Here is a 26,125-nt window from a genome sequence, read left to right as displayed (position 1 = left end):
TTTATAATAGAAGGAATATAAACTAAGGAGGATCTGTAATGACAACACCCGCTTTGCAAAATAGTATTGTGAAAGACATGGGGCTTGCTCCAGAAGGACATTTGAAAATTGATTGGGTCGAGGCACATATGCCTGTGCTCAACCGGATTCGTCGTCAATTTGAGCAGGACCTTCCATTTAAAGGACTAAAAGTTGCGATCTGCTTGCACCTTGAAGCCAAAACGGCTTATCTTGCTAAAGTCATTCAGGCTGGTGGGGCAGAAGTGACGATTACCCACAGTAACCCATTGTCCACGCAGGATGATGTGTGCGCCGCTCTTGTTGAAGACGGTGTAACGGTATATGCAAAATACAATCCAGAGCCTGCGGAGTTCAAACAACTTCAACTTCGCGCTCTTGAAGTGAAGCCTGATCTCATCATAGATGATGGTGGCGACTTTGCTACGATTATTGCATCAGAACGTCCTGACCTTGCTGCCACGATTCGTGGTGGTGCAGAGGAAACGACAACAGGTATTATCCGTTTGAAAGCATTGGCGAAAGAAGGTCAATTGCAATTCCCGATGGTTGCAGTTAATGACGCTTATTGCAAATACTTGTTCGATAACCGCTATGGCACGGGTCAGTCTGCATTTGATGGAATTATCCGTACGACCAACCTGGTCGTTGCAGGCAAGAACGTCGTGGTTGCAGGTTATGGCTGGTGTGGAAAAGGTGTAGCTATGCGTGCCAAAGGGCTCGGAGCGAATGTTATCGTAACCGAGATTGACCCAATCAAAGCAGTAGAAGCGCACATGGATGGGTTCCGCGTGATGACAATGGTGGAAGCAGCTAAGATTGGTGATTTCTTCATCGCAGTTACAGGAAACAAAGACGTAATCACAGGTGAGCATTATGATGTAATGAAAGATGGTGCAATCCTAAGTAATGCAGGTCACTTTGACGTCGAAGTGAATAAGCCTGAGCTTGCTAAACGTTCCGAGTCTATTCGCACGGTTCGTCGTAACATTGAAGAATATCGCTTCAAAGATGGACGTAAGATGTACTTGTTAGCAGAAGGTCGTCTTGTGAACTTGGGAGCGGCTGATGGCCATCCGGCTGAGATCATGGATACTACGTTCGCACTTCAAGCGCTCGGTTTGCGCTATGTGAGTGAAAACTATGCAAGTCTTGGGAAAAATGTGGTTAATGTACCGTATGAAATCGATCAACAAGTGGCTAGCTATAAGCTTGAAAGCCTTGATATTACGATTGATTCACTCTCCGCGGAGCAAGAAAAATATCTGGACAGCTGGAAATTCTAGACGTTTCCCAGTAATTACAAGCTGAATAACTGATTCAAACGGTCTACAATAGTGTATTGATGATATGGCTCATAATCGGGTAAATATTCATTTGCCCGTAGAAGGAAACGTCTTTGATCCTGAGTTGCAGGGTCAGAGGCGTTTTTTTACTTGCTGAAATTAAAAAAAATCAAGCAAGTAAGAAGGGTTTTGATTTTTTAGTGCGAATCTATTATGCTTAGGTGGTGGAAAGTGGGGCAAAGTGGGAGAAACGGGTGAGGAGTGAGTGGGCCAATGTTTATGGGGGAGTTCCAACATAGCATTGATGATAAAGGGCGGGTTATTATCCCTGCCAAATTCCGCGAATCTCTAGGATCGTCTTTCGTTGTCACACGGGGGTTGGATCAATGTCTTTTCGTGTACCCTATGGAAGAGTGGGGGGTCATGGAACAGAAACTCAAAGCACTACCTTTAATGAAGTCAGATGCGCGTGCATTTACTCGATTTTTTTTCTCTGGTGCGACTGAATGTGATTTAGACAAACAGGGTAGGGTAAATTTGCCGGGCAATCTAAGGGAATATGCCAAACTAGACAAAGATTGTGTTGTAATTGGTGTATCGAACCGGGTAGAGATCTGGAGCAAAGACATCTGGGAGAATTATTTTAATCAATCAGAAGAAGTATTCAACGACATTGCCGAAAAGCTAGTCGATTTTAATTTTGATTTATAAAGTCAGGAGGGGTGCAGGTTGTTTCACCACATAACCGTACTCAAAGAAGAGGCAACAGAGGGATTAAACATCAAGCAGGACGGTATATACGTGGACTGCACTTTAGGCGGTGGCGGACATAGTGCCGTAATTGCTTCCAAGCTTGGTCCAGGGGGACGTCTGATCGCACTGGATCAGGATGATTGGGCTTTGGATAATGCACGTGAGAAGTTAGCTGCTTATGGAGACCGTATAACGTTGGTCAAAACCAACTTCCGTGATTTGGAACAAGTTCTAAAGGAACTGGACATTCCACAGAAGGATGGCGTACCACAGGTCGATGGTATTTTGTACGATTTAGGTGTATCCTCACCGCAGTTTGATGAAGGAGAACGTGGATTTAGTTACAATCATGATGCTCCACTCGATATGAGAATGGATCAGGATGCATTTTTGACTGCCAAAGAAATCGTAAATGAGTGGCCAGAGAATGAAATTGCTCAGATCCTATATCGTTATGGTGAAGAGAAGTTCTCAAGAAGAATCGCACGTGTCATTGTAGATAAGCGAAGTCAATCGCCTATTGAAACTACAGGTGAGCTTGTCGAGTTAATCAAGGAAGGGATCCCTGCGGCGGCTCGTCGTACCGGTGGACACCCTGCTAAGAGAAGTTTTCAGGCTCTACGAATTGCAGTTAACGATGAGTTAGGTGCATTTGAGGAAGGCTTGCATCAGGCCGTTCGATGCCTAGCACCAGGTGGACGTGTATCTGTCATAACCTTTCACTCGCTTGAAGATAGGATATGCAAACAGATTTTTAGCAGTTATCTGGAGAAGTGTACATGCCCTCCCGATTTCCCTTTATGCGTGTGTGGCGGTAAGGGAACGTTGCGTTTAGTCAACAGGAAGCCTATGATTCCGACGGAATCAGAATTAGCTGAAAATTCCCGTGCACGCTCAGCCAAACTGCGCGTAGCAGAGAAATTGTAAACTTAAAGAGTGAAGGAGGAGCCTATGCATGGCATATACACGTGGTAATCTGGCTGTAAAAGAAAAAGCGTCTCAACAGCGTGTGACCCAGCAACGGTACAAAGAAACTACGAAAGTAGTGACGCGTCGTACCGGACTTCCCGCACGTGAAAAATTTCTATACTTACTCACTTTGTTGGCAGTAATCGTTGTAGGCGGTTTAATGATGTCACGTTATGCTCAGATCTATGATCTGAACAAACAAGCACAATCAACGTTATCCGAGGTAAGAGAAGCTGAGAAAACGATTGCTGATTTACAAGTGGAACGTGAGAAATTAAACAATTTGGTAATCGAACATGCACGTGAACTTGGTTACGTTGAAGCGACGGACAAAAACGTAATTTATGTACCACGTTCAACCAACGCAGGATCTTCTTCGGATACAGCAAAGTAAGTAAAGAGGTGTACCGATGGTAAAAAGAATAAAAATGCGCACGCTACTTATAGGGGGATGTATTACCCTCTTTTTTCTTGTACTGGTGATTCGAATCTTCTTCATTCAAATTGTGAATAAAGAATTCTGGACAGAGGAAGCTTCCGGATTGATTGAACGTGAACAGACAATTAAAGCCAGTCGAGGTTCGATAACAGATCGAAACGGTAATGTACTGGCAACGGATGCGCCTGCATACACCGTATCTGTAAACCCTCTACTGATTAATGAGCTGGGTATTGAGGATGAAGTTACAAGTAGACTCTCTTCTATACTAGGTAAAAATGAAAGTGAAATGCGTGCGATCGTCACAGCGAAGAAACCAGATAATGGCGGATTCTATGCCCAACGTGAAGTGCGCAGTGAGGGGTACAAGATTGGACCTGACCTCCAAGCGAAAGTAAATGAGTTTCGGGAAGAGTTGCAGGAAAAGTATAAGGCAAGAAATGCTATTGTAATGACACAGGAATCGAAGCGCTATTATCCAGAGGAGACACTTGCTTCACATCTGCTAGGTTATATGAATCGTGATGGAAAAGCGGTCAATGGGCTCGAAGTGTCTTATGATGATGTATTGACAGGTACTGACGGGCATTTGAATTACCAAAAGGATGCCAAAGGAATTAAACTTCCGGGCTCTGAGGACACGTATCTGCCACCGAAGAATGGTAAAACGTTGAAACTTACGATTGATGATACGATTCAATATTATATTGAAGATGCCATGAAAGAAGCTGTGGCTAAATACAATCCGCTGAGTATGACTGTCATTGCAGCAGATCCTAATACGATGGAAATCTTAGGTATGGCTAACTGGCCAACCTTTAACCCGAATACGTATGGTGAAACACCGGATCAGAAGAACTTTATCAACCATGCGACGCAATCCATCTATGAGCCAGGTTCCACGTTCAAGATTGTTACTTTAGCAGGCGCAGTTGAAGAGAAGTTATTCGATCCGAATGCGACCTTTGAATCGAAACGGGTTTATATTGGCGGTTATCCGATCAGTGATAATGGTCATGCATATGGCTGGATTTCATATTTGGAGGGTGTAAAACGCTCAAGTAACATTGCGTTTGTTAACCTCGGTTATAACATGCTGGGCGGTGATCGGTTACGTCACTACATTGACCAGTTTGGCTTCGGTAAGAAGACGGGGATTGATCTTCCAAGTGAGTCGGCTTCACCAATTAAACCACTGGTGTATAAGTCAGAGATTGCAACGGCTGCTTATGGTCATGGTCTTGTACAAGTTACACCAATCCAACAGGTGGCAGCTATTTCAGCGATTGCCAACGGTGGGAAACTACTGACACCTCATCTGGTTAAAGAGATCATTAATCCGAATGATGGAACGACAGAGGTTATTAAACCGAAGGAAGTTCGTCAAGTTATTTCGAAAGAGTCTTCCAAACTTGTGAGTGGTTATTTAGAACAGGTTGTGGCAGACCAAACGATTGGTACAGGACGTAACGCCTATATCGAAGGATATCGAGTAGCTGGTAAAACAGGTACAGCAAGAAAATGGGATGGCAAGGAATATAGCAAATCCAAGGACGTCGTTTCCTTCATTGGTTTCGCTCCTGTGAACAATCCCAAAATCGCGATGTTGGTTCTTATTGACCAACCAAGCGGTGCTAACATTGGAGGCGGAACTGCTGCCGCTCCGGTATTCAAGAAAATTGTTAGCCAAACCCTTCAATATTGGGGAATTCCCAAAGAAACAGTTTCAACGGGGAACAGTAAAACTAAAGCCGCTCCTGTCATTCAATCCAAGGCTCCTGATCTGATTGGCAAAACAGCGAAGCAAGCTAGAAGTCAATTGCTGAATGCTGGTATTGCCTATGAAACATTAGGTCAAGGCGAGAATGTAATTCGTCAGTATCCAGCTGCTGGTTCTTTAATGAATCCTGGACAACGCATCTACCTGCTGACGGAAGAAAGCAGTAAGATGAAGATTCCGGATCTGAAGGGTTCTTCTCTCCGAGATGCACTTGAAGTTCTCTCTTTAATTAAAGTAGGTGTAACCGTTAAGGGAGAAGGCTTTGTGGTGAAACAGACGGAGCAGGTATCAGGTGAACAGCGTACAGTTCAGTTGGTACTTCAAACGGCCAAGGCGGCTGTCACGGGTATTGCAGATGATGCTCCTGATTCTTCGGACGCGGCAGTCGATAAGAATGCCGAAGATTCAAAATCAGATGCTACTGGGCAGGGCGAAGAGGCGAATCAGTCCAATCAGAACGATGCATCTTCAAGTGACACCGAATCGTCCGAAGGTAAGCAAACGGACAGTTCACTTCCATAACGCGATAGCATTTAAAATAGAGCTTGTTCTAACCCCTGGTTGTCCCGAATATTCATGAATGTAAGGAAGGTCATGATTTTGGGACGAGTGGGGGGATCTTTTTCGTGAAGGGATCAAGTGTAAATTTACGGCGCAGGCTGTTATGGAGTTTAGTTGTTTTAATCTTTTTGTTTTCGGCTCTGGTTATACGACTGGCTTATGTACAACTCGGGAAGGGACCAGAATTGTCGGCTAAGGCGGAGGAATCGTGGCGTCGGAATATTCCATATTCGGCAAAACGGGGAGAGATTCTGGATCGGAATGGAACCTCGCTTGCTTATAATGTGACGAGCCCAACTATTATGGCTATTCCTGCCCAGGTGAAGGAAGCAGAGGTCACCGCAAAAGCACTCGCTCCACTGCTAGGCATGACGGAAGAGAAAGTGCTGGCAACCATCAAGAAAAGAGAACTCATTGTCAGACTACAGCCCGGCGGCCGCAAAATTACGATGGATAAAGCTCAACGCATCCGTGATTTGAAGCTTCCGGGTATCGTTGTTGCAGAAGACAATAAACGCTTTTATCCTTATGGTGATTTGGCTGCTCATATTCTTGGGTTTACTGGGATCGACAATCAAGGTTTAACTGGGGTAGAGAAAAAGTATGATGATAAGCTCAATGGCTTGAACGGCAGCGTGTCCTACTTGTCCGATGCGGCCGGAAGGCTAATGCCGGGCTCATCTGAGAAGTATGTGGAACCGAGGGACGGGCTGAATCTGGAGTTGACGATTGATAAATCCATTCAGTCAATCATGGAGCGAGAGTTAGATCAGGCAATGGTCAAGTTTCAAGCAAACTCCGCACTTGCCATAGCGATGAATCCCAAAACGGGTGAAGTGTTAGGGATGGCAAGTAGACCAGGATATGAGCCTGCTGACTATCAACAGTATCCTGCTGAGATTTATAACCGCAATCTGCCAATCTGGATGACATATGAACCAGGTTCAACGTTTAAGATCATCACATTAGCAGCAGCGCTGGAAGAGAAGAAAGTGAATCTGCAGCAGGATCAGTTTTTTGATCCAGGCTATGTAGAGGTTGGCGGTGCAAGGTTACGCTGTTGGAAGAAGGGTGGGCATGGGAGTCAGACATTCTTACAGGTTGTCGAGAACTCTTGTAACCCGGGATTCGTAGCTTTGGGTCAAAAGTTAGGGAAGGAATCTCTTTTCTCGTATATTAAAAACTTTGGATTCGGAACCAAAACGGGCATCGATCTTAGTGGTGAAGCGAGTGGTATTCTATTCAAGCTCTCACGCGTAGGGCCTGTAGAGCTGGCAACTACTGCATTTGGTCAAGGTGTATCCGTGACACCGATCCAGCAAGTTGCAGCAGTCTCTGCTGCAATTAATGGCGGTAAGCTCTACAAGCCTTATGTTACCAAGGCGTGGGTTCACCCTGAGACAGGTGAAGTGATAGAGGAAGCCAAGCCAGAGCTAGTGCGACAAGTCATTTCGGAGAACACGTCCAAACAAGTGCGTGAAGCATTAGAGAGTGTTGTGGCAAAAGGTACTGGTCGGCCAGCTTTTATTGATGGCTATCGTGTAGGTGGTAAAACAGGAACGGCGCAGAAGGTTATAAATGGTCGTTATTCTTCGAGTGAACATATTGTATCATTCATTGGCTTCGCCCCAGCTGATGACCCACAGATTGTTGTGTACACTGCGGTAGATAATCCTAAGGGGATTCAATTTGGTGGTGTCGTCGCGGCGCCGATCGTACAGAATATTTTGGAGGATGCGCTTCACTATATGAAGGTTCCTGTGCGTAAGGATCAAGTTGCCAAAGAATATAAATATGGTGAAACAAAAATCGTGACCGTACCTGATCTAACAGGCGCGACCGTTGAAGACTTGTATGAGGATCTGAACATGAACTTCATGCTCGCGAAGTCCGGCAGCGGAAAATATGTAATTAATCAAGCACCCAAGCCTGGAGCACGTGTTGATCAAGGTTCAACGATACGAATTTATATGGGCGATGTCCTCAACGATGCTCATAATCATTCAGCAGAAGAAGGTCAGGAGCCTTGAGTCTCAATCAAGGCCTGACCGCAACAAAATTGATCGAGATGCGTTTCATTAATTGGTTATAATGACGATAGTATAATAAAGACATATACAGAAGTAGTAAACTTTGAGAAGTGAGGTTATCCATGTGCTCTTAAAACAACTTGCATCAAAACTTATAACTGCTCGTCTGAATGGTGAACCCAATACAGAGTGCTTAAACTTGCAGACAGATTCTCGTCAGGTGCAACCGGGAGATCTGTTTATCTGTCTTCCGGGACATACCGTGGATGGGCATGAATATGCAGAGAAGGCTGTACAGGCAGGAGCTGTAGCTCTAGTTGTGGAACGTCTACTCGATCTACCTGTACCACAGCTTCTTGTGAGAGATAGCCGAGTAGCGATGGCTGTGCTTGCTGATTTCTTTTTTGACTCGCCAAGTCAAAAGATGAATATGATTGGAGTAACAGGAACGAATGGTAAAACAACGACCACGTACTTGATCGAAAAAATCATGAGCGACTATGGGCAAAATACAGGATTGATTGGTACGATCCAAATGCGTTATGCCGGTCGTACTTATCCAATGTCAGGCACAACACCTGAAGCACTTGATTTGCAGCGGAGTTTGAATGATATGGTACAATCGGGTACGCAGTGCTGCGTCATGGAGGTCTCTTCTCATGCTCTTGAACAGGGGCGTGTAAAAGGGACAGAATTCCGCACAGCGGTGTTTACCAATTTGACACAGGATCATCTAGATTACCATCATTCCATGGAAGAATATCGCGCAGCGAAAGGTTTGTTCTTTGCCCGCCTAGGCAATGGTTATGCCGAAGAAGCTTCCAAACGGAAATTTGCGGTCATTAACGCGGATGATCCGGCAGCGGCTTATTTCATTTCTGTTACGGCGGCTGAAGTGATTACATATGGTATGGGCGACAATGCAGACGTACGTGCATCCCAAATTTCGATTACTTCTCAGGGTACAGCATTCCATGTGGATACATTTGCAGGCAGCACGGACATTTCGCTACGTATGGTTGGTAAATTCAATGTGTATAATGCTATGGCTGCAATTGCTGCAGCACTCATTGAGGGCATTCCTCTTGAAGAAATTAAACGTAGCCTGGAGACTGTGCCAGGGGTAGATGGACGTGTAGAGGCAGTTGATGAGGGACAACCGTTTGCAGTCATTGTCGACTACGCACATACACCGGATGGACTGGAGAATGTGTTAAGAACCGTCAAAGAATTTGCTGAAGGACGTGTAATCTGCGTATTTGGCTGTGGGGGCGACCGGGATCGTACGAAACGGCCGTTGATGGGCAAAATTGCTGCTGAATATAGCGACATCGTTTTTGTTACTTCTGATAATCCACGGACAGAAGATCCTGACCTGATTCTTAAAGACATTGAGCAAGGGCTGATTGAGGAATCCGTTCCTGCGGATCGCTATGTTATGATTGTTGATCGACGTCAGGCTATTCATGAGGCTATTGAAATGGCAAGCCCAGCCGATGTAGTATTGATTGCGGGCAAGGGACATGAAACCTACCAGATTATCGGCACAACCAAAACCGATTTTGATGATCGAATCGTAGCCAAAGAAGCGATAAGGGGCAAATCCAATTGATAAAAAGAACATTGGCACAATTGGCGGAGATGTGCGGAGGAACGTTGTGTGACGCTGCCGCATATGGTGAGACGCTTGTAGAAGGCGTATATACAGACTCACGTAAGCGAGCGGTCGGCAGCTTGTTTATTCCGCTTGTGGGTGAGAGGTTTGACGGGCACGAATTTGTGCCAACCTGTTTAGAGACAGGAGCTGCAGCAGCGCTATGGCAAAAGGATCATGGGGCTGCTCCTCAAGGAGCGATCATCCTTGTTGAAGACACGCTGCTCGCACTACAGGCGCTTGCTTCAGCTTACCTGAACGAGAGTCGTGCATCCGTTGTAGGCATTACCGGCAGTAATGGTAAAACCACAACAAAAGATATTGTGGATGCGGTTCTGTCTACGACCTATAAAGTACACAAAACGCAAGGTAACTTTAATAATCATATCGGTTTGCCTTTAACTGTTCTATCCATGAACGAGGACACCGAAATTATTATTTTGGAAATGGGCATGAGCGGACGGGGAGAAATTGAGGTACTATCCAAGATCGCCCAGCCTGATGTGGCAATCATTACGAATATCGGAGAATCTCATCTTCTTCAGTTGGGATCTCGTTTGGAGATTGCTAGAGCCAAAGTTGAAATTGCGGCAGGTATGAAGTCGAGCGGTGTGTTGATCTACAACGGAGACGAGCCGTTGATTGCTCAAGTGCTGGCTGAACCATCAACGATACAGCCAAATAACATGCAGCGAGTTACATTTGGACTTCAAACCGATAACGATGATTATCCAACAGGCATCATGAATGCTCCGAGTGGCGTTGTGTTTACGAGTAAACAATCGGGAGAAGCAGCCTATACGCTTCCACTGCTAGGTACTCATAATGTGGTGAATTGTCTGGCAGCTCTTGCTGTCGCGCGTCACTTCGAAGTGAAATCGGAGCAGATTGCTGAGGGGTTATCTCGATTAAAGCTCACAGGTATGCGTATTGAGGTACTCCAGTCCTCCAGTGGACTCACGATACTTAACGATGCCTATAACGCTAGTCCAACCTCGATGAAAGCAGCGGTGGACGTTCTTGAAGGTTTACGAGGATATCGTTTCAAAGTCGCTGTACTAGGAGATATGCTTGAACTAGGACCACAAGAGAAAGAGCTTCACTATGGCATTGGTGCGTATGTGACTCCAGATAAGATGGATATGGTACTGACATATGGCTCGCTTGCTGCAAGTATCGCTGAAGGGGCTAAGCAGCATATGCCGGCGGAAGCCGTTCTAGCTTTTGATAATAAAGAGGAACTGACCCGTTACCTTATGGAGAAGCTCCAGCCAAGAGATGTTGTCTTGTTCAAAGCTTCCCGGGGGATGAAACTTGAGGACGTGGTCGAAGCACTAAAAATAGCACCATTACAGAAATGAAGTAGACTAGAGGGGTGAACCCATGGATTTCCAGGTATTACTGTTAACAATCGGCGTTTCATTTATTCTGGCGGTGATTGCCGCACCGCTCCTGATTCCATTGCTGCGTCGTATGAAATTCGGGCAGCAGGTAAGGGAGGATGGCCCACAGAGCCATCTCAAAAAAAGCGGAACACCTACAATGGGCGGAGTCGTGATTTTGCTCGCGTTCACATTGGCATTTTTGAAATTTTCAGCAGTTAAGAATACAGACTTTTATGTCCTGCTTGTAGCTACACTGGGCTTTGGTCTGATTGGATTCTTAGATGATTACATCAAAATCGTATTTAAACGTTCGCTTGGACTGACAGCTAGACAAAAAATGCTTGGTCAGTTGTTCTTCAGTGCAGTGATGTGTTACTTGTTAATTCAAAATGGACACAGCACGGCGATCTCTATCCCAGGGACATCGGTTTCCTTCGATTGGACCGGATGGTTCTATTATCCGTTTGTAGTGTTCATGATGCTGGCGATCACCAATGCGGTTAACTTTACCGATGGACTAGATGGGTTGTTATCCGGAATTAGCGCCATAGCTTTCGGAGCATTCGCCATTGTTGCAATGCAAGCCACTTCAATGCCTGCTGCGGTGTGTGCGGCTGCTATGATTGGTGCTGTACTTGGTTTTCTTGTATACAACGCACATCCTGCTAAAGTATTTATGGGAGATACCGGTTCTCTTGGGATCGGTGGAGCCATTGGTGCAGTAGCTATTGTAACCAAGACAGAACTGCTTTTCGTCATTATCGGCGGTGTGTTCGTGATTGAGATTCTATCTGTTGTTATTCAGGTGATATCTTTCAAGACACGAGGCAAACGTGTGTTCAAAATGAGTCCCATTCATCACCACTTTGAATTAAGTGGATGGTCTGAATGGAGAGTTGTTATTACCTTTTGGGCGGTAGGCGCAATTCTGGCCGCTCTTGGACTTTATCTCAACAAGGGGTTGTAGATCATGAACCATCCTGAATCGTATCGCGGACAACAAGTTGTAGTACTAGGACTTGCCAAGAGTGGTGTGCAGGTAGCTAAAGTACTGCATCACGTTGGGGCAATCGTCACAGTGAATGATAAAAAAGAAAGACAACAGTGTCCCGAAGCATCCGAATTGGAGGCTTTGGGAATTTCTGTTGTATGCGGAGGGCATCCGGATGATCTGATTCACAGCGAGGTGAAGCTAGTGGTCAAGAATCCTGGGATTCCTTATCAAGCCCCACCAGTTCAGCAAGCACTGAATTTAGGTATTGAGGTCGTGACAGAAGTTGAGGTTGCCTATCACTTGTGTGCTGCTCCGATGATTGGAATTACAGGCTCCAATGGGAAAACCACCACGACAACATGGGTAGGTAAGATGCTTCAGCACGCGGGCTTGCAGCCTATCGTTGCTGGCAATATCGGAACCCCGCTTTCCGAGGCAGCGCAACAAGCCACTGCCGATAATTGGATGGTCGTGGAGCTCAGTAGCTTCCAACTCAAAGGTACCACCGATTTCCGTCCGCGGATTGCTAGTCTACTCAATGTAGCCGAGACTCACCTGGACTACCATGGGGATATGGATGATTATGTGGCTTCCAAAGCCAAATTGTTCTCCAATCAGCAATCGGATGATATCGCCATTCTGAACTGGGATGATCCGGTATGTCGTGGACTTGTACCCTACATCAAGAGCAAACTGCTTCCTTTCTCCATGACCGAGACGCTAGAAGTAGGTGTATATGCTGAACCTCCTTATGTGGATGGCGAAGAGGATGATGTGAAGCGTCAAGTGATCTATGCGGATGAGCAAGGTAATCGTCATGTGATTGTTGATGTGGAGAACATCGGTATTCCCGGCAGATTCAATGTAGAGAACGCGCTGGCAGCTGTAGCTATAGCGGTATCCGCTGGAGCCGATCCTGCTGTGCTTGCAGCTCCTCTTACGGAGTTCAAGGGAGTGGAACATCGACTGGAATATGTATTGCAGCATGACGGTGCTACATACTTCAATAACTCCAAAGCAACCAATTCCAAAGCTACGGTTATGGCGCTGAATTCTTTTAAAGAGCCCGTTGTTCTTATAGCGGGGGGACTCGATCGGGGTTCAGATATGATGGAGCTCTTACCACTTTTCCAGGAACGAGTAAAGGCAGTTGTTGCACTCGGTGAGAATCGTGCAAAAATCGCTCATGTAGCTGAATTGGCTGGGTTAAAGCAAATTAAGGTCGTCGATAATGAGGAGGACGCTGCCAAGACGTTAACCGCTGCAGTGCAGGAAGCATCTCGCCTTGCGGCTCCAGGTGATGTAGTTCTTTTGTCACCAGCATGCGCAAGTTGGGACATGTTTGCATCCTATGAAGAGCGGGGACGCATTTTTAAAGAGGCGGCGCATAACTTGTAAGTAGGGGGGTGGAAAAGCCCCTACTTCCATGCAAGGGGTGGCCTCCTGATGAAACAGTCGCGACCGGCGCCAGATCTCTGGCTCCTGATTTGTATTATGGCATTGCTTGCCATCGGCATTATTATGGTATACAGTGCAGGTTCGGTGCTTGCTTTCCACGACTATGGGGATTCGTTTTACTTTGCCAAAAGACAACTTCTGTTCGCAGGACTTGGACTTGCCGCTATGTTGGTAACGGCAAATGTGGATTACCGTGTTTGGAGAAAGTATGCGAAGCCGATTTTGATTGCCTGTTTTATTATGCTGATTGCTGTACTGATTCCGGGCATTGGTGTTGTTCGCGGTGGAGCGCGGAGCTGGCTTGGCATTGGTTCGTTCGGTATTCAGCCTTCCGAATTTATGAAGCTAGGCATGATATTATTTTTGGCACACTGGCTTAGTAAAGACCCTGGGAAAATCAAGACCTTCACTACCGGTTTGTTACCACCGCTTGGATTGATGGGGTTGGCATTTGGGATTATTATGCTGCAGCCCGATTTGGGGACAGGCACAGTTATGATGGGTGCATCCATGTTAATTGTGTTTACGGCAGGTGCACGCATGAAACATTTAATGTTCCTTGCTCTCGGTGGTGTGGCTGGATTCGCGGCATTGATCGCGGCGGCACCTTACCGTTTGAAACGGATTACAGCCTTTCTAGATCCATGGTCTGACCCACTGGGCGCAGGTTATCAGATTATTCAATCGTTATATGCGATTGGGCCAGGGGGACTCGCGGGTCTTGGATTAGGTATGAGCCGTCAGAAGTACAGTTATGTGCCTGAGCCACAAACGGACTTTATTTTTTCTATTTTGGCCGAGGAGTTAGGCTTTATCGGTGGATTAATTGTTTTGCTTTTATTTCTAGTATTAGTCTGGAGAGGTATGCGTGTAGCAATGACTGTTCCTGATGCTTTTGGCAGCTTGCTCGGTGTAGGGATTGTAGGTATGGTTGCTGTTCAGGTGATCATTAACATCGGTGTTGTTATTGGGCTCATGCCTGTTACAGGGATTACACTACCATTAATCAGTTATGGTGGGTCGTCTCTAACACTCATGCTTACTGCTCTAGGCATTTTATTAAACTTATCCCGTTATGCGAGGTGAATACGATGCGAGTCGTTCTAAGCGGCGGCGGTACGGGTGGACATATCTATCCGGCTGTTGCCATAGCAAGGCAATTGGAGGCGGAGAATCCCGACTCGACATTTTTATATATTGGAGGAACCCGAGGTTTGGAAAGCAAACTGGTGCCTCAAGAAAATATTCCGTTTCAATCCATCGACATTACAGGTTTCCGTAGGAAACTGTCGATTGACAACTTGAAGACCGTCATGCGATTTATTCAAGGTGTAAGCAAATCCAAAAAAATGCTCAAGGAATTTAAGCCTGATGTCGTTATTGGTACGGGTGGATATGTATGCGGCCCAGTCGTTTACGCTGCGGCCAAGCTAGGCATTCCATGTATTGTTCACGAACAGAATGCCATTCCAGGTCTGACTAACAAGTTCCTCACACGTTATGTGGATACCGTAGCGGTTAGCTTTGAAGGTGCTGAAAAAGCATTCTCTGGCGCTAAACGAGTTATCTATACAGGTAATCCGCGTGCAACGACAGTTGCTAAGGCAAGCCGTAACCGCGGTTTTGCTACGTTAGGTGTTCCGATGGATAGTCGCGTTGTCCTTGTTGTAGGGGGCAGTCGCGGAGCCAAGGCAATCAATAAAGCAATGGTAGATATGGCGCCTAGGTTAGCTGAGCTGGATGATGTTCATGTCGTATACGTAACGGGCGATACCTATTTCGATGAAACAAGAGAAGCGATCCGAAGTTCACTCGGCACGATGCCTAATCATCTGCATGTATTGCCTTATGTACACAATATGCCAGAAGTGCTTGCTTGTACTTCCCTGATTGTGAATCGTGCAGGGGCGTCATTCCTTGCGGAAATTACGTCACTTGGCATTCCATCTATTCTTATCCCTTCGCCGAATGTAACGAACAATCATCAGGAAGCGAATGCTCGTACGCTTGAAGGTGGAGGAGCATCAATAACGATGTTGGAAAGGGATCTAACGGGTCTAAAACTCTATGAAACGATTGCTGGCATCATGAATGATGAAGGAGCTCGCAGGAAGATGGCTGCAGCATCCAAACAGCTTGGCAAACCCGATGCAGCCGAGGTGCTTGTGAATGAAATTCGGCGACTCGCTGTGCACCGCTAAAGTGTGTTCTGGGCGATTGTCACATACCTGCCGGGACTGACATAAGATACCGTATAAATCGTGACAATCGTTCCACAGCGTCGTAGCCCAGCCTGTTGAAACAGCAGCAGGCTTGCTCATCGGTTCGAAGTAAAGGAGGTTTTCAACATGCAGCAGTGGATATCGGTACTATCCCAGAATAATGTCGGCAAAGTTCTTGAAAACGAGCCGCTCGCAAAATATACGACATGGAAAATCGGCGGTTCTGCGGATGCGCTAGTCATACCGGAAAATAAAGAGCAGATGGTCAATCTAATTCAGTTGTTACAGAAGCATCAGATCCCGTGGATGCAACTTGGACGTGGATCAAACATGCTAGTATCTGACAAAGGAATACGCGGTGTTGTCGTGAAACCAGGAGAGGGCTTTGACTTTGCGGAATTTCACGAAGATGGTGTAACAGCCGGAGCTGCATTTTCTTTTGTTAAACTGAGTGTGATGGCTGCCAAAAAAGAATTTACCGGTTTGGAATTTGGTAGCGGCATTCCTGGAACTGTTGGTGGAGCTGTGTATATGAACGCGGGAGCCCATGGATCGGATGTGTCACGGATATTTCAATCCGCTGAGATTGTGCTGGAGACAGGGGAATTGGTACGTTACAGCAAGGAGGACATGAACTTTGCCTACCGCCACTCTGTATTGCATGATCAGAGAGGTATTGTACTTGAGGCTACGTTTGCTCTACAGCAAGGCGAGCGCAAGGTGATTTCGGAAGCGATGGCAGCCTATAAGGATCGCAGACGGCGCACACAGCCACTGCAGATGGCTTGTGCAGGTAGTGTTTTCCGGAATCCACCTGGTGATTATGCAGCTCGCTTGATTGAAGCAGCAGGGCTAAAGGGTAAGACACAGGGAGGCGCACAGGTATCCACCATGCATGCCAATTTCATTGTTAATACCGGCCAAGCAACAGCAGAGGACGTCATCACCCTTATGCAGCAGATTCAGAGCACTATATCATCTCAAAACGGTATTGACCTGGTACCGGAAGTCTTCGTAGTGGGTGAGCGGTAAACCCCGGAGGTGATACATTGGACAAATTGGTGATTGAAGGCGGGAAACCCCTCTCAGGATCCATACGCATCCATGGAGCAAAAAATGCCGCTTTACCGATAATGGCCGCAAGTTTGTTGGCAGATGGGGAAGTCACCCTGCATAACGTACCACACTTGCTGGACATTGAAGTAATGCTGTATATCCTGGAACGGCTTGGATGCACGTGTCGGCATGAACAGGGAACAGTGACGATTAATACGTCGTCCATTCAGTCTTATGATGTGCCTGAGGAGCTTATGAAACAGATGCGCTCTTCCATTTTCTTAATGGGACCACTGCTCGCTAAATTCGGGCAAGTATCCGTGTATCAGCCTGGTGGCTGTGCGATTGGAGAACGTAAGATTGATCTTCACCTCCGGGGCCTGGAAGCGCTCGGAGCAACAATCGAGGAACAGGATCAACAGATCATCTGTCGTGGTCGTTCGTTGGTTGGAACGGATATTCATCTGGATTTCCCGAGTGTGGGAGCCACGGAGAATATTATGATGGCAGCTGTGGTAGCTAAGGGCACAACAACCATTTTTAATGCAGCACGTGAACCTGAAATTCAGGATTTGCAGCACTTTCTGAATGCTATGGGTGCGAGTATCATAGGTGCCGGAACAGATACCATTACGATTAATGGTGTGGAAAAGCTGGTACCATGCTCATACGAAATTATTCCTGATCGCATCGTGGCTGGAACGGTGATGATCGCAGCCGCAGCTACGCGAGGGAATGTAACGCTTACACACTGCAATCCGGCACATCTTACTTCTCTTATACATGTGTTGAAGCGCACTGGTGTTCAAATTACAGTATGCAATGATATAATGACGGTGAGCTGTATGAGCCGTCCAAAATCAGTAGATCGAATTGTAACTTCACCTTATCCTTCGTTCCCCACAGACCTGCAGTCGCAAATTATGGTTCTGCTTAGTCTAGCGGATGGTTTTAGTGTAATGAAGGAGACCGTGTTTGAAGGTCGATTTAAACATGTGGATGAGCTGAATGTAATGGGAGCCGACATATCGGTGGATCTAAATGCAGCCTTTATACGTGGTGTTCCCCGTTTATATGGAGCCACAGTGGAAGCAACCGATTTGCGCGCAGGTGCGGCTTTGGTTATTGCTGGTTTAGCAGCACAAGGCAAGACGGTTGTAGAGCAAGTTCATCACATTGACAGAGGGTATGATTGTATCGAAAAGTTGTTCCAGAGTCTCGGAGCTTCCGTTGAAAGACAATCTCCCGTTTCGAAACAGCTCGATTTTGCCAATTAACGTCCTTTGAGTCCCCTTCTTCAAGGGAAGGGGGCCGAAGGCTTTGTGGAGCGCGATCTATGCCAAAAAGTCAAATTCCGGTTCTCAAAAAGAATCGGCCTAAACGAAACACAAGCCGTAAAATTGTATTTATTTTGTTACTTCTTTTTGTTGCATTACTTGCAGTATTGTTCTTTCGCTCTTCAATGAGCCGGATTTCGGAGATTGAGATCACGGGTAATGTGTACACATCAACTTCGGAATTGTTGGAGAAGAGTGGTCTGAAGGTGGGCGAACAATTTTTTGGGACAAGCTCGTCAGAGATCATTGAACAACTGAAGACAGATAAGGCGATTTCCAATGTGACAGTGGACAAGCAATTCCCTGGCACAATTCATATCAAGGTCGAAGAATATTCTACGGTTGCATATGAACTTGCCGCGGACGGAGCACTTAAAGCGATACTTGCCAGTGGAACAAGCTTGATTGTTCCACCTAACATTGGAGTTGCTGTAGAGAAACCTATTCTGACGCAGTGGAAGACAGACGATCCGCTCAAGGCCAAATTGAGTGAAGTCTTAGCTATCATTCCCAATGAGCTTACGACGGACATCTCGGAGATCATTCCGAATCCGACGCCCTCATTTCCGGATCAGATTAGGATCTATACAAAATCGCAGTTTGAAGTGATTACAACGGTGTCTATGTTGCCGGATAAGGTGGAATACCTTAATCAGGTTATTGAGACGGAACGACCAGGAAAGATAACGATGTTGGAGGCCGATACCTATGTACCTTTTATCGCCGACAACCCTGAGGATGATGTTGAACCAGGAGCAAGTCCCTGATTCCGGATCGTTGGGCTTGAAAAGAATTTAAAATGCCTACGGAGTCGGGGTTTGCCCACGTCTAACCTGTGAAAGTTGTTCTTTCTGAGATGAAGAAAAAATGATACACTTGAACTTATGGCACTAGAGTTGCCTCCTTCTTTTTTCTTCAAGGTTTTATGTCTCGCAACCAGATCTTGGCACCCAAAAAAATTGTAGAAAAAAGAGGGAAAGCCTAAAGTGTGTTGAATATGTTTTAAGAGTGTTTAAACCCGAACGTATTTTACTATTGGAGTCAGGAGGTGCCACAGACTTGAGTAACAATGACATCATTGTTAGTTTGGACATCGGTACATCCAAAATTCGCGCTATTATTGGGGAAATTAATAATGGAACCTTTAATATTATTGGAGTTGGATCTGCCGACTCGGAAGGAATTCGCAAAGGTGTAATCGTAGATATCGATCAGACCGTGCAGTCGATTCGCAATGCTGTGGATCATGCTGAGCGTATGGTAGGTATTCAAATATCCGAAGTATATGTTGGAATCTCGGGAAATCATATCGGGCTGATGAGCAGTCACGGCGTCGTGGCAGTATCTAATGAGGATCGTGAAATCGGAGAAGAAGACATGGAGCGGGTGTTGAAAGCAGCCGAAGTTATTGCGGTTCCACCGGAACGGGAAATTATTGATGTTGTCGCCAAGCAGTACGTTGTTGATGGCTTGGAAGGCATACAAGATCCCCGTGGTATGATTGGTGTTCGTCTGGAAGTGGAGGCGACCATCATTACGGGTGCAAAAACCGCGATACATAATCTTTTGCGCTGCGTAGAGAAAGCGGGTCTGAAAGTAAGTGATTTGGTACTCATGTCACTTGGTGCAGGACAATTGGCTTTATCTAAAGATGAAAAAGCAATGGGATCTGTGCTTGTTGATGTTGGAGCAGGTGCTACAACGATTGCTATCTTTGAAGAGGATAGCCTTGTGGCAACTTCAACGTTACCAATTGGCGGTGAGTTCGTAACGAATGATATCGCTTATGGTTTGCGTACTCTAACGGATCAAGCTGAAAAGGTGAAGCTGAAATATGGCTGTGCTTGGCTGGATGATGCTGCTGCGGATGTCATGTTCAAAGTGACACGAATCGGTAGCAATGTGGATAAAGAATTCTCGCAAGAGGATTTGGCAGCCATTATCGAACCAAGAGTTCAGGAAATATTCCAGATGATCTCTCAAGAAGTGAAGCGACTTGGTTACACGGAGCTTCCTGGAGGTTATATACTAACGGGAGGAACCGTCTCCATGCCAGGTGTTCTGCAGGTAGCTCAGCATGAGCTTGCTGCATCGGTGCGAGTAGCCGTTCCGGATTATATCGGTGTACGTGACCCAGGCTTCACTAGTGGGGTTGGGATTCTGCACAATGTAATCCGTAGTTTGCGTCTTCGTCCATCGAGTAGCAACGGCGGTGGCAGCAACAATAATAACAATAACAACAAGAAACCGACCAACCGTGTTAAGCCGAATACGTCTCCGGAATCGGAGCAAAAACCGGGTTTGTTCGAACGGCTGAAAAATATGTTCAGCGAATTTATATAACAGGTTGAATCTTTTTCATACTTATTGAAGCCGTCTGAATGCGCTGAAACTAACATAAACGCTTTCGTTCGTCGATATATGAAATTGATTCGGTTCAATCAAAAATTGGACGAGCCATCCATGCACATTGAGGGGGAGATGGAATAATATGTTGGAATTTGATTTCGAGATGGAGAGCTTGGCTCAAATAAAGGTCATCGGGGTAGGCGGCGGCGGAAGCAATGCTGTGAACCGAATGATCGAAAATGGTGTACAAGGTGTGGAATTTATAACGGTAAATACAGATGCTCAAGCATTGCATTTGGCTAAATCCGAACATAAATTGCAAATTGGTGACAAACTAACACGTGGTCTTGGCGCAGGTGCTAATCCCGATGTTGGTAAAAAGGCAGCGGAAGAGTCCCGCGACCTGATCATGAATACGCTCAAAGGTGCAGACATGGTATTTGTTACAGCCGGTATGGGCGGTGGTACAGGTACAGGAGCGGCTCCAGTTATCGCTGAGATCGCTAAAGAATGTGGTGCACTTACAGTCGGCGTAGTAACACGCCCGTTTACTTTTGAAGGACGTAAACGTTCTAGCCATGCAGAGCAAGGCATTGAAGCTCTGAAGGAAAAAGTAGATACGTTGATCGTTATTCCTAATGATCGTTTGCTTGAGATTGTAGACAAAAAGACACCAATGTTGGAAGCATTCCGTCAAGCAGATAACGTATTGCGTCAAGCGGTACAAGGTATTTCTGACCTGATCGCTGTTCCGGGTCTAATCAACCTTGACTTTGCTGACGTCAAAACGATTATGCATGAACGCGGATCTGCGCTGATGGGTATCGGTGAATCTACTGGTGAAAATCGTGCGGCTGAAGCAGCTCGTAAAGCGATCATGAGTCCTTTGCTTGAAACGTCTATTGAAGGTGCTCGTGGTGTAATCATGAATATCACAGGTGGCATTAACCTGTCGCTATATGAAGTTAACGAAGCAGCAGAAATCGTCACATCTGCTTCCGATCCGGAAGTAAACATGATCTTCGGTGCTATCATTGATGAGAACCTGAAGGAAGAGATCAAAGTTACGGTGATTGCTACTGGCTTTGAAGATAAGCCTGTATCGCCGCCACCTGCTCGCAAAACTGCTCCAGCTAGTGAACCTACGGATAACCGTGCGCCTAATCTGCGTCCGTTCGGCAATCAGCCAAGCGGTGATCAGTTGGACATTCCGACATTTTTACGCAATCGTTCACGTAATACAAATAACGACTAAGCAACATATAGTTTGTAATCTAAACCCGGTTCTCCTTCATGGAGTTCCGGGTTTTTTATATTTTTTTGCACCCTGTATACATAGCTTGAGCTAGACCATAGAGCAATCAAATTAACTGTATCATACGGTAATGAACAAATTCTGAACAATCCGAAGCGTAATCCGACAAAAATAGTTGAGCCCATCCCCCCATGATTAGACAGACTTTGAAGAGGGGGCTGCGTATACTTGTGAATATCCTGATAGGTGTATAGCGGTGCATTATATCGAATTCTGATATGGATGTAGGCAGGTGAAGAGTTGGTTGTTTATGTGGATCTTATCTTTTTGACGAACTTGTGTATTGACGGTGCACTCATTGGTCTTACGGCATGGATGCGCAGCATCAAGTTAGTGTGGTGGAGATGGCTACTGTCAGCAGTGGTGGGTGCGCTATATGTGGTTATGATGTTTGTGCCAGAGCTTGAGTTCATGTTCACCTTTCTGATCAAGTTCGGCTTATCACTGGTGATGCTCAGCATCGCATTTGGCTTTAAAGGTCTTCAGACTTTTGTACGAACCTTGGGTACCTTCTACGTCATTAATTTTGTGGCTGCTGGAGGCATTCTAGGTATGCACTATATGTTACAGAATTCAGGTGAGATATTTAATGGGATCTGGTTTACCACCTCTGGCGGGATGTCCTTTGATCTGAAAATTGCGTTTTGGTTTACATTTATCGTATTCTTTACAGTTTTATTTCTATTCAAAGTTGTTCAGAACTCCAAACGTAAAACAGATCGTATGACCACCTATTTAGGCAGAGTCGAGGTTGTGATTGACGAGGTGAGCATTACTTGTACAGGCCTTGTGGATACCGGTAATCAGCTGACTGATCCTCTTTCCCGCTTACCGGTCATGGTAATGGAAGTCTCGTTGTGGCAAGACCTGTTGCCTGAGGCTTGGAAAGGTAGGTTGAAGGATGAGACACCGGACAACCTTATTATGGAACTGGATCAAGAGCAGTTTCGTTGGCAAGATCGTTTAAGGCTTGTCCCATTTCGCGGGATTAACAAAGGAACTGCCTTTATGCTCGCGATAAGACCTGATCTCGTTCGAGTGAGTTTGGGTGAAATATGCTATGAAACAACGAAGGTATTGGTAGGTCTGGATGGCGGCGTATTGTCTTCAGAGGGCAAATATCGTGCTGTGATTCATCCTGAACTCGTGTCAGAAGCTGTTAGCACACAGTCTACGGCTCTCACTGTGGGAGCAACAGAAAAGCCGCTGAATGTGGTATAGGAGGGACGAACATGCTTGTAAAATGGAAATTGGTAGCTCAGTTGCAATACTATCGTGTGTTGTTTTTGTTCGGTCTGAAGAGTGAAGAGATTTATTATATCGGTGGAAGTGAAGCGCTGCCACCTCCATTAACCCGTGAAGAAGAGGAATTCTTACTTCAAAAGTTATCCTCAGGAGACGCTGCAATTCGAGCGATGCTAATTGAACGCAATCTGCGATTGGTCGTTTACATTGCCCGCAAATTTGAGAATACGGGCATTAACATTGAAGACTTGGTCTCCATCGGAGCCATTGGACTTATTAAAGCGGTGAACACATTTGATCCGGAAAAGAAAATTAAACTGGCAACCTATGCATCACGTTGTATTGAAAATGAAATTTTAATGTACTTACGGCGTAATAGTAAGATTCGCACAGAAGTTTCTTTTGACGAACCACTCAACATCGATTGGGATGGGAATGAACTATTATTATCCGATGTACTCGGTACTGAGAACGATACAATCTATCGAAATATTGAAGAGCAAGTAGATCGTAAGCTGCTGCACAAAGCATTGGAAAAATTAACGGATCGTGAACGAATGATTATGGAGCTTCGTTTTGGGTTGACCGATGGGGAAGAAAAGACACAAAAAGATGTTGCAGATTTACTCGGAATCTCGCAATCCTACATCTCTCGTCTCGAAAAAAGAATCATTAAAAGACTCCGCAAAGAGTTTAATAAAATGGTCTAAATAGAGTGAAATGCAAAGTTGGGTATTAATGGCAAGGTTGCCAAGGACGAATAAAAAAGCCTGCCCCGGAGATAATGTACATTAATGTTTCTCCTTGGGAGGTAAATCACGATGACCCGAAACAAAGTCGAGATTTGTGGCGTGGACACCGCAAAATTGCCTGTTCTCACCAACACTGAAATGAGGGAGTTATTTCACTCTCTTCAGCAACATCACGATCGCTCAGCAAGAGAAAAATTAGTGAATGGCAACCTGCGTCTAGTACTTAGCGTCATTCAGCGCTTTAACAATCGAGGGGAGTTTGTCGATGATCTGTTCCAGGTTGGATGTATTGGCCTGATGAAAGCCATTGATAATTTTGACTTATCCCAAAATGTTAAATTTTCAACGTATGCGGTTCCGATGATTATTGGGGAAATCCGTAGATACTTGCGCGACAATAACCCGATTCGGGTATCTCGCTCCTTGCGGGACATTGCTTATAAAGCACTTCAGGTTCGTGACAGCCTGACGAATAAAAATTCCCGTGAACCGACGATATTCGAAATTTCTGAAGCACTGAATGTGCCGAAGGAAGATGTCGTGTTTGCACTAGATGCCATTCAAGACCCGGTTTCACTCTTTGAACCGATTTATCATGATGGTGGAGATCCGATCTATGTGATGGATCAGATCAGTGACGATAAAAACAAGGATGTATCATGGATTGAAGAGATTGCTCTTCGAGAAGCGATGCATCGTCTTGGGCAGCGTGAGAAAATGATATTGTCCATGCGGTTTTTTGAAGGGAAAACGCAAATGGAAGTGGCTGATGAGATCGGCATTTCTCAAGCGCAGGTATCGCGTCTAGAGAAGTCGGCCATACAACAAATGCAAAAGCATGTTAAATCGTAATATGGATTAGAGCCAAGAAGGCGATCAGAGGAAAAAAAACCTAGGATCGCCTTTTTGCTTTGATCCGAGATATAGGACATTTTTCGCAGCAGGCACATATAATTATATATAAGTGCGTGTTCAAAAAGGGTGGTTTTCAGTACCGAGAAGATGGGATGAAGGTAGAAATGGAGTAGCGGAGCGTAGGAAAAACTACGTGAGCAACGGACATTTCGGCAGAATTCCATATTCGACGTTAAGATGCCACAGGGCACCCTTTGTAATCAAAAGCGGACTTTTTGAACAACCCCTATAAGTGATGGTGGGCAAAGGCGGGAGGAAGCCGAATGAAGGGAAATACAGGAGAATCCGTATCAAGAGGTGTGAAGATCTCTGATTTTCAAACAAAGGAAGTTATTAATATTACCGATGGTAAGCGGTTAGGTCAGATAAGTGACTTGGAGCTGGATCTTAAGCAGGGGCGTATTGAAGCCATTGTGGTGCCGGGGTATAGCCGCTTCATGGGGTTATTTGGGGGTGGAACTGATCTGATTATCCCATGGAGAAATATTGTGAAGATTGGCTCGGATGTTATTTTGGTCAAAATGGATGAGGTGAAGGAAACGGTTCTGGATGATCGTGACCGGGAAGCGCGGATGTACGATGAACAGCAGGGGCGTACACAACGTGAAGAACGAATTGAGCGGTTAGAGCGTAGCCAGCGGCGAACGATATAGTCAAGACAGAATGCGCTACATTTGGTAAACTGGAAGTTGTGAGGTGAGAAGATGGAACCTTTTATTTTAGATCGAAATTATACAGAACAAGATATAAAGCAGGCAGGACAAACAGATACTGAACCGAGGTTGTTACATCTGGAGCCGTGGAGACGGCAATTTAGTCAGATGACTGCAGGATTTACTACGAGGCAGGGAGGCGTTGGTATTGCTCATTATGCCAGTCTGAATTGTGCCTATCATGTGGGAGATAACGCAGACGATGTTCTTCATAATCGGAAGCTTGTTGCTGAACAACTCGGCTTCTCGGTAGATGCATGGACTTGCGGAGAACAGGTACATGGCAAACATGTAGAGGTAGTCACCGCCGAGGATCGAGGCAGAGGTTTGAAAGATCGACAGTCTGCTATTCAGGATGTCGATGGATTGGTTACGAATGTACCAGGTGTGTTGTTAACGTCATTTTATGCAGACTGCGTACCTCTTTATTTCTATGATCCTGTTCAACAAGCGGTTGGGCTTGCCCATGCGGGGTGGAAGGGTACTCTTGCTGGGATTGCTCAGTCGATGGTAGAAACAATGGAAAAGACTTATGGAAGTCGCAGCCAAGACATTCGATGCGCCATTGGGCCTTCTATTGGGGACTGTTGTTATGAAGTGGACGAAAACGTTATGCAGCATGTACGGGTTTGGCTAGATGATGCTACGGGTAATGATGAATACAAGGAATCTGCTCCTAATCGCATCTATCGACCTGCCAATCATGGTAAAACGATGTTAAACTTGAAAGAATGTAATCGACACATTATGATGAAAGCAGGAATATTGCCGGATCATATCGAATGTACAAGTTGGTGTACAAGCTGCCACACGGAACTGTTTTTTTCTTATCGCAAAGAAAATGGAACAACCGGGAGAATGGCGAGTTGGATTGGGCTGGAAGAGAGGTGACCT

At 45.6% G+C, this 26,125-nt stretch carries 22 protein-coding genes; all 22 read left to right on the top strand.

Going from position 1 to position 26,125, the window contains the following annotated elements; genetic code table 11:
• Positions 1–38 precede the first annotated feature (38 nt).
• The 22 genes from MH215_RS02885 (at position 39) to pgeF (ending at position 26,122) form a co-directional block, all read left to right on the top strand.
• Positions 39–1,304, top strand: a complete 1,266-nt coding sequence (locus tag MH215_RS02885) for an adenosylhomocysteinase (protein ID WP_056696126.1) — start codon at positions 39–41, stop codon at positions 1,302–1,304.
• A 273-nt stretch (positions 1,305–1,577) separates the two neighbouring features.
• Complete coding sequence (gene mraZ / locus MH215_RS02880) at positions 1,578–2,015, top strand: division/cell wall cluster transcriptional repressor MraZ (RefSeq protein WP_056696128.1); 438 nt, start codon at positions 1,578–1,580, stop codon at positions 2,013–2,015.
• A gap of 18 nt (positions 2,016–2,033) precedes the next feature.
• Positions 2,034–2,984, top strand: coding sequence for a 16S rRNA (cytosine(1402)-N(4))-methyltransferase RsmH (rsmH, locus tag MH215_RS02875; RefSeq protein WP_239287939.1), 951 nt, complete (start codon positions 2,034–2,036; stop codon positions 2,982–2,984).
• A 28-nt stretch (positions 2,985–3,012) separates the two neighbouring features.
• Positions 3,013–3,420, top strand: coding sequence for an FtsB/FtsL family cell division protein (locus MH215_RS02870; protein ID WP_056696132.1), 408 nt, complete (start codon positions 3,013–3,015; stop codon positions 3,418–3,420).
• A gap of 16 nt (positions 3,421–3,436) precedes the next feature.
• The gene (locus tag MH215_RS02865) at positions 3,437–5,767 is read left to right on the top strand and encodes a penicillin-binding transpeptidase domain-containing protein (RefSeq protein ID WP_239287927.1); all 2,331 of its coding nucleotides are present in this window, start codon (positions 3,437–3,439) and stop codon (positions 5,765–5,767) included.
• A 104-nt stretch (positions 5,768–5,871) separates the two neighbouring features.
• The gene (locus MH215_RS02860; protein ID WP_056696136.1) at positions 5,872–7,836 is read left to right on the top strand and encodes a stage V sporulation protein D; all 1,965 of its coding nucleotides are present in this window, start codon (positions 5,872–5,874) and stop codon (positions 7,834–7,836) included.
• Between the two features lie 124 nt (positions 7,837–7,960).
• Positions 7,961–9,448, top strand: coding sequence for a UDP-N-acetylmuramoyl-L-alanyl-D-glutamate--2,6-diaminopimelate ligase (locus MH215_RS02855; protein ID WP_239287915.1), 1,488 nt, complete (start codon positions 7,961–7,963; stop codon positions 9,446–9,448).
• Positions 9,448–10,851 carry a UDP-N-acetylmuramoyl-tripeptide--D-alanyl-D-alanine ligase gene (locus MH215_RS02850; protein ID WP_343224516.1) on the top strand — a complete coding sequence of 468 codons (1,404 nt, stop codon included), beginning with the start codon at positions 9,448–9,450 and terminating at the stop codon, positions 10,849–10,851. The genes MH215_RS02855 and MH215_RS02850 overlap by 1 nt, the downstream gene beginning before the upstream one ends.
• Before the next feature lie 22 nt (positions 10,852–10,873).
• The gene (mraY, locus tag MH215_RS02845; RefSeq protein WP_056696140.1) at positions 10,874–11,842 is read left to right on the top strand and encodes a phospho-N-acetylmuramoyl-pentapeptide-transferase; all 969 of its coding nucleotides are present in this window, start codon (positions 10,874–10,876) and stop codon (positions 11,840–11,842) included.
• Between the two features lie 3 nt (positions 11,843–11,845).
• On the top strand, positions 11,846–13,267 hold the full coding sequence (gene murD, locus MH215_RS02840) for a UDP-N-acetylmuramoyl-L-alanine--D-glutamate ligase (RefSeq protein ID WP_239287904.1): 1,422 nt from the start codon (positions 11,846–11,848) through the stop codon (positions 13,265–13,267).
• 48 nt (positions 13,268–13,315) lie between these two features.
• Entirely contained in the window at positions 13,316–14,413 is a 1,098-nt protein-coding gene (gene spoVE / locus MH215_RS02835; RefSeq protein ID WP_056696147.1) for a stage V sporulation protein E, read from the top strand.
• A 5-nt stretch (positions 14,414–14,418) separates the two neighbouring features.
• The gene (gene murG / locus MH215_RS02830; protein WP_239287893.1) at positions 14,419–15,528 is read left to right on the top strand and encodes an undecaprenyldiphospho-muramoylpentapeptide beta-N-acetylglucosaminyltransferase; all 1,110 of its coding nucleotides are present in this window, start codon (positions 14,419–14,421) and stop codon (positions 15,526–15,528) included.
• 147 nt (positions 15,529–15,675) lie between these two features.
• A complete protein-coding gene (murB, locus tag MH215_RS02825) occupies positions 15,676–16,581 on the top strand; it encodes a UDP-N-acetylmuramate dehydrogenase (RefSeq protein ID WP_239287891.1) in 906 nt (301 codons plus the stop codon).
• Positions 16,582–16,598: 17 nt separating this feature from the next.
• Positions 16,599–17,882 carry a UDP-N-acetylglucosamine 1-carboxyvinyltransferase gene (gene murA / locus MH215_RS02820; protein ID WP_145045596.1) on the top strand — a complete coding sequence of 428 codons (1,284 nt, stop codon included), beginning with the start codon at positions 16,599–16,601 and terminating at the stop codon, positions 17,880–17,882.
• A gap of 59 nt (positions 17,883–17,941) precedes the next feature.
• A complete protein-coding gene (locus MH215_RS02815) occupies positions 17,942–18,709 on the top strand; it encodes a cell division protein FtsQ/DivIB (protein ID WP_239287889.1) in 768 nt (255 codons plus the stop codon).
• A gap of 292 nt (positions 18,710–19,001) precedes the next feature.
• A complete protein-coding gene (gene ftsA / locus MH215_RS02810) occupies positions 19,002–20,285 on the top strand; it encodes a cell division protein FtsA (protein WP_056696157.1) in 1,284 nt (427 codons plus the stop codon).
• Positions 20,286–20,433: 148 nt separating this feature from the next.
• Positions 20,434–21,546 (top strand): cell division protein FtsZ, encoded by a 1,113-nt coding sequence (ftsZ, locus tag MH215_RS02805; protein WP_239287880.1) that lies wholly within the window; start codon positions 20,434–20,436, stop codon positions 21,544–21,546.
• A gap of 300 nt (positions 21,547–21,846) precedes the next feature.
• Positions 21,847–22,827 (top strand): sigma-E processing peptidase SpoIIGA, encoded by a 981-nt coding sequence (gene spoIIGA / locus MH215_RS02800; protein ID WP_056696159.1) that lies wholly within the window; start codon positions 21,847–21,849, stop codon positions 22,825–22,827.
• A gap of 11 nt (positions 22,828–22,838) precedes the next feature.
• On the top strand, positions 22,839–23,561 hold the full coding sequence (sigE, locus tag MH215_RS02795) for an RNA polymerase sporulation sigma factor SigE (protein WP_056696160.1): 723 nt from the start codon (positions 22,839–22,841) through the stop codon (positions 23,559–23,561).
• 111 nt (positions 23,562–23,672) lie between these two features.
• On the top strand, positions 23,673–24,455 hold the full coding sequence (gene sigG / locus MH215_RS02790; RefSeq protein WP_056696161.1) for an RNA polymerase sporulation sigma factor SigG: 783 nt from the start codon (positions 23,673–23,675) through the stop codon (positions 24,453–24,455).
• Between the two features lie 326 nt (positions 24,456–24,781).
• Complete coding sequence (locus MH215_RS02785) at positions 24,782–25,171, top strand: YlmC/YmxH family sporulation protein (RefSeq protein WP_239287869.1); 390 nt, start codon at positions 24,782–24,784, stop codon at positions 25,169–25,171.
• 51 nt (positions 25,172–25,222) lie between these two features.
• A complete protein-coding gene (gene pgeF / locus MH215_RS02780; RefSeq protein WP_239287867.1) occupies positions 25,223–26,122 on the top strand; it encodes a peptidoglycan editing factor PgeF in 900 nt (299 codons plus the stop codon).
• The last annotated feature ends 3 nt before the right edge of the window (positions 26,123–26,125 follow it).

The organism is Paenibacillus sp. ACRSA, from assembly GCF_022346845.1.
Taxonomy (GTDB): domain Bacteria; phylum Bacillota; class Bacilli; order Paenibacillales; family Paenibacillaceae; genus Paenibacillus.
This window is presented reverse-complemented; position numbering and strand designations above follow the sequence as displayed.

What these genes read in the sequence shown, in the direction of transcription:
- sigE (WP_056696160.1), top strand. Translation starts at nt 22,839, where the DNA reads ATGCTTGTAAAATGGAAATTGGTAGCTCAGTTGCAATACTATCGTGTG.
- mraZ (WP_056696128.1), top strand. Translation starts at nt 1,578, where the DNA reads ATGTTTATGGGGGAGTTCCAACATAGCATTGATGATAAAGGGCGGGTT.
- ftsZ (WP_239287880.1), top strand. Translation starts at nt 20,434, where the DNA reads ATGTTGGAATTTGATTTCGAGATGGAGAGCTTGGCTCAAATAAAGGTC.
- MH215_RS02870 (WP_056696132.1), top strand. Translation starts at nt 3,013, where the DNA reads ATGGCATATACACGTGGTAATCTGGCTGTAAAAGAAAAAGCGTCTCAA.
- murB (WP_239287891.1), top strand. Translation starts at nt 15,676, where the DNA reads ATGCAGCAGTGGATATCGGTACTATCCCAGAATAATGTCGGCAAAGTT.
- MH215_RS02815 (WP_239287889.1), top strand. Translation starts at nt 17,942, where the DNA reads ATGCCAAAAAGTCAAATTCCGGTTCTCAAAAAGAATCGGCCTAAACGA.
- spoVE (WP_056696147.1), top strand. Translation starts at nt 13,316, where the DNA reads ATGAAACAGTCGCGACCGGCGCCAGATCTCTGGCTCCTGATTTGTATT.
- murG (WP_239287893.1), top strand. Translation starts at nt 14,419, where the DNA reads ATGCGAGTCGTTCTAAGCGGCGGCGGTACGGGTGGACATATCTATCCG.
- MH215_RS02785 (WP_239287869.1), top strand. Translation starts at nt 24,782, where the DNA reads ATGAAGGGAAATACAGGAGAATCCGTATCAAGAGGTGTGAAGATCTCT.
- pgeF (WP_239287867.1), top strand. Translation starts at nt 25,223, where the DNA reads ATGGAACCTTTTATTTTAGATCGAAATTATACAGAACAAGATATAAAG.
- mraY (WP_056696140.1), top strand. Translation starts at nt 10,874, where the DNA reads ATGGATTTCCAGGTATTACTGTTAACAATCGGCGTTTCATTTATTCTG.
- murD (WP_239287904.1), top strand. Translation starts at nt 11,846, where the DNA reads ATGAACCATCCTGAATCGTATCGCGGACAACAAGTTGTAGTACTAGGA.
- MH215_RS02885 (WP_056696126.1), top strand. Translation starts at nt 39, where the DNA reads ATGACAACACCCGCTTTGCAAAATAGTATTGTGAAAGACATGGGGCTT.
- sigG (WP_056696161.1), top strand. Translation starts at nt 23,673, where the DNA reads ATGACCCGAAACAAAGTCGAGATTTGTGGCGTGGACACCGCAAAATTG.
- MH215_RS02865 (WP_239287927.1), top strand. Translation starts at nt 3,437, where the DNA reads ATGGTAAAAAGAATAAAAATGCGCACGCTACTTATAGGGGGATGTATT.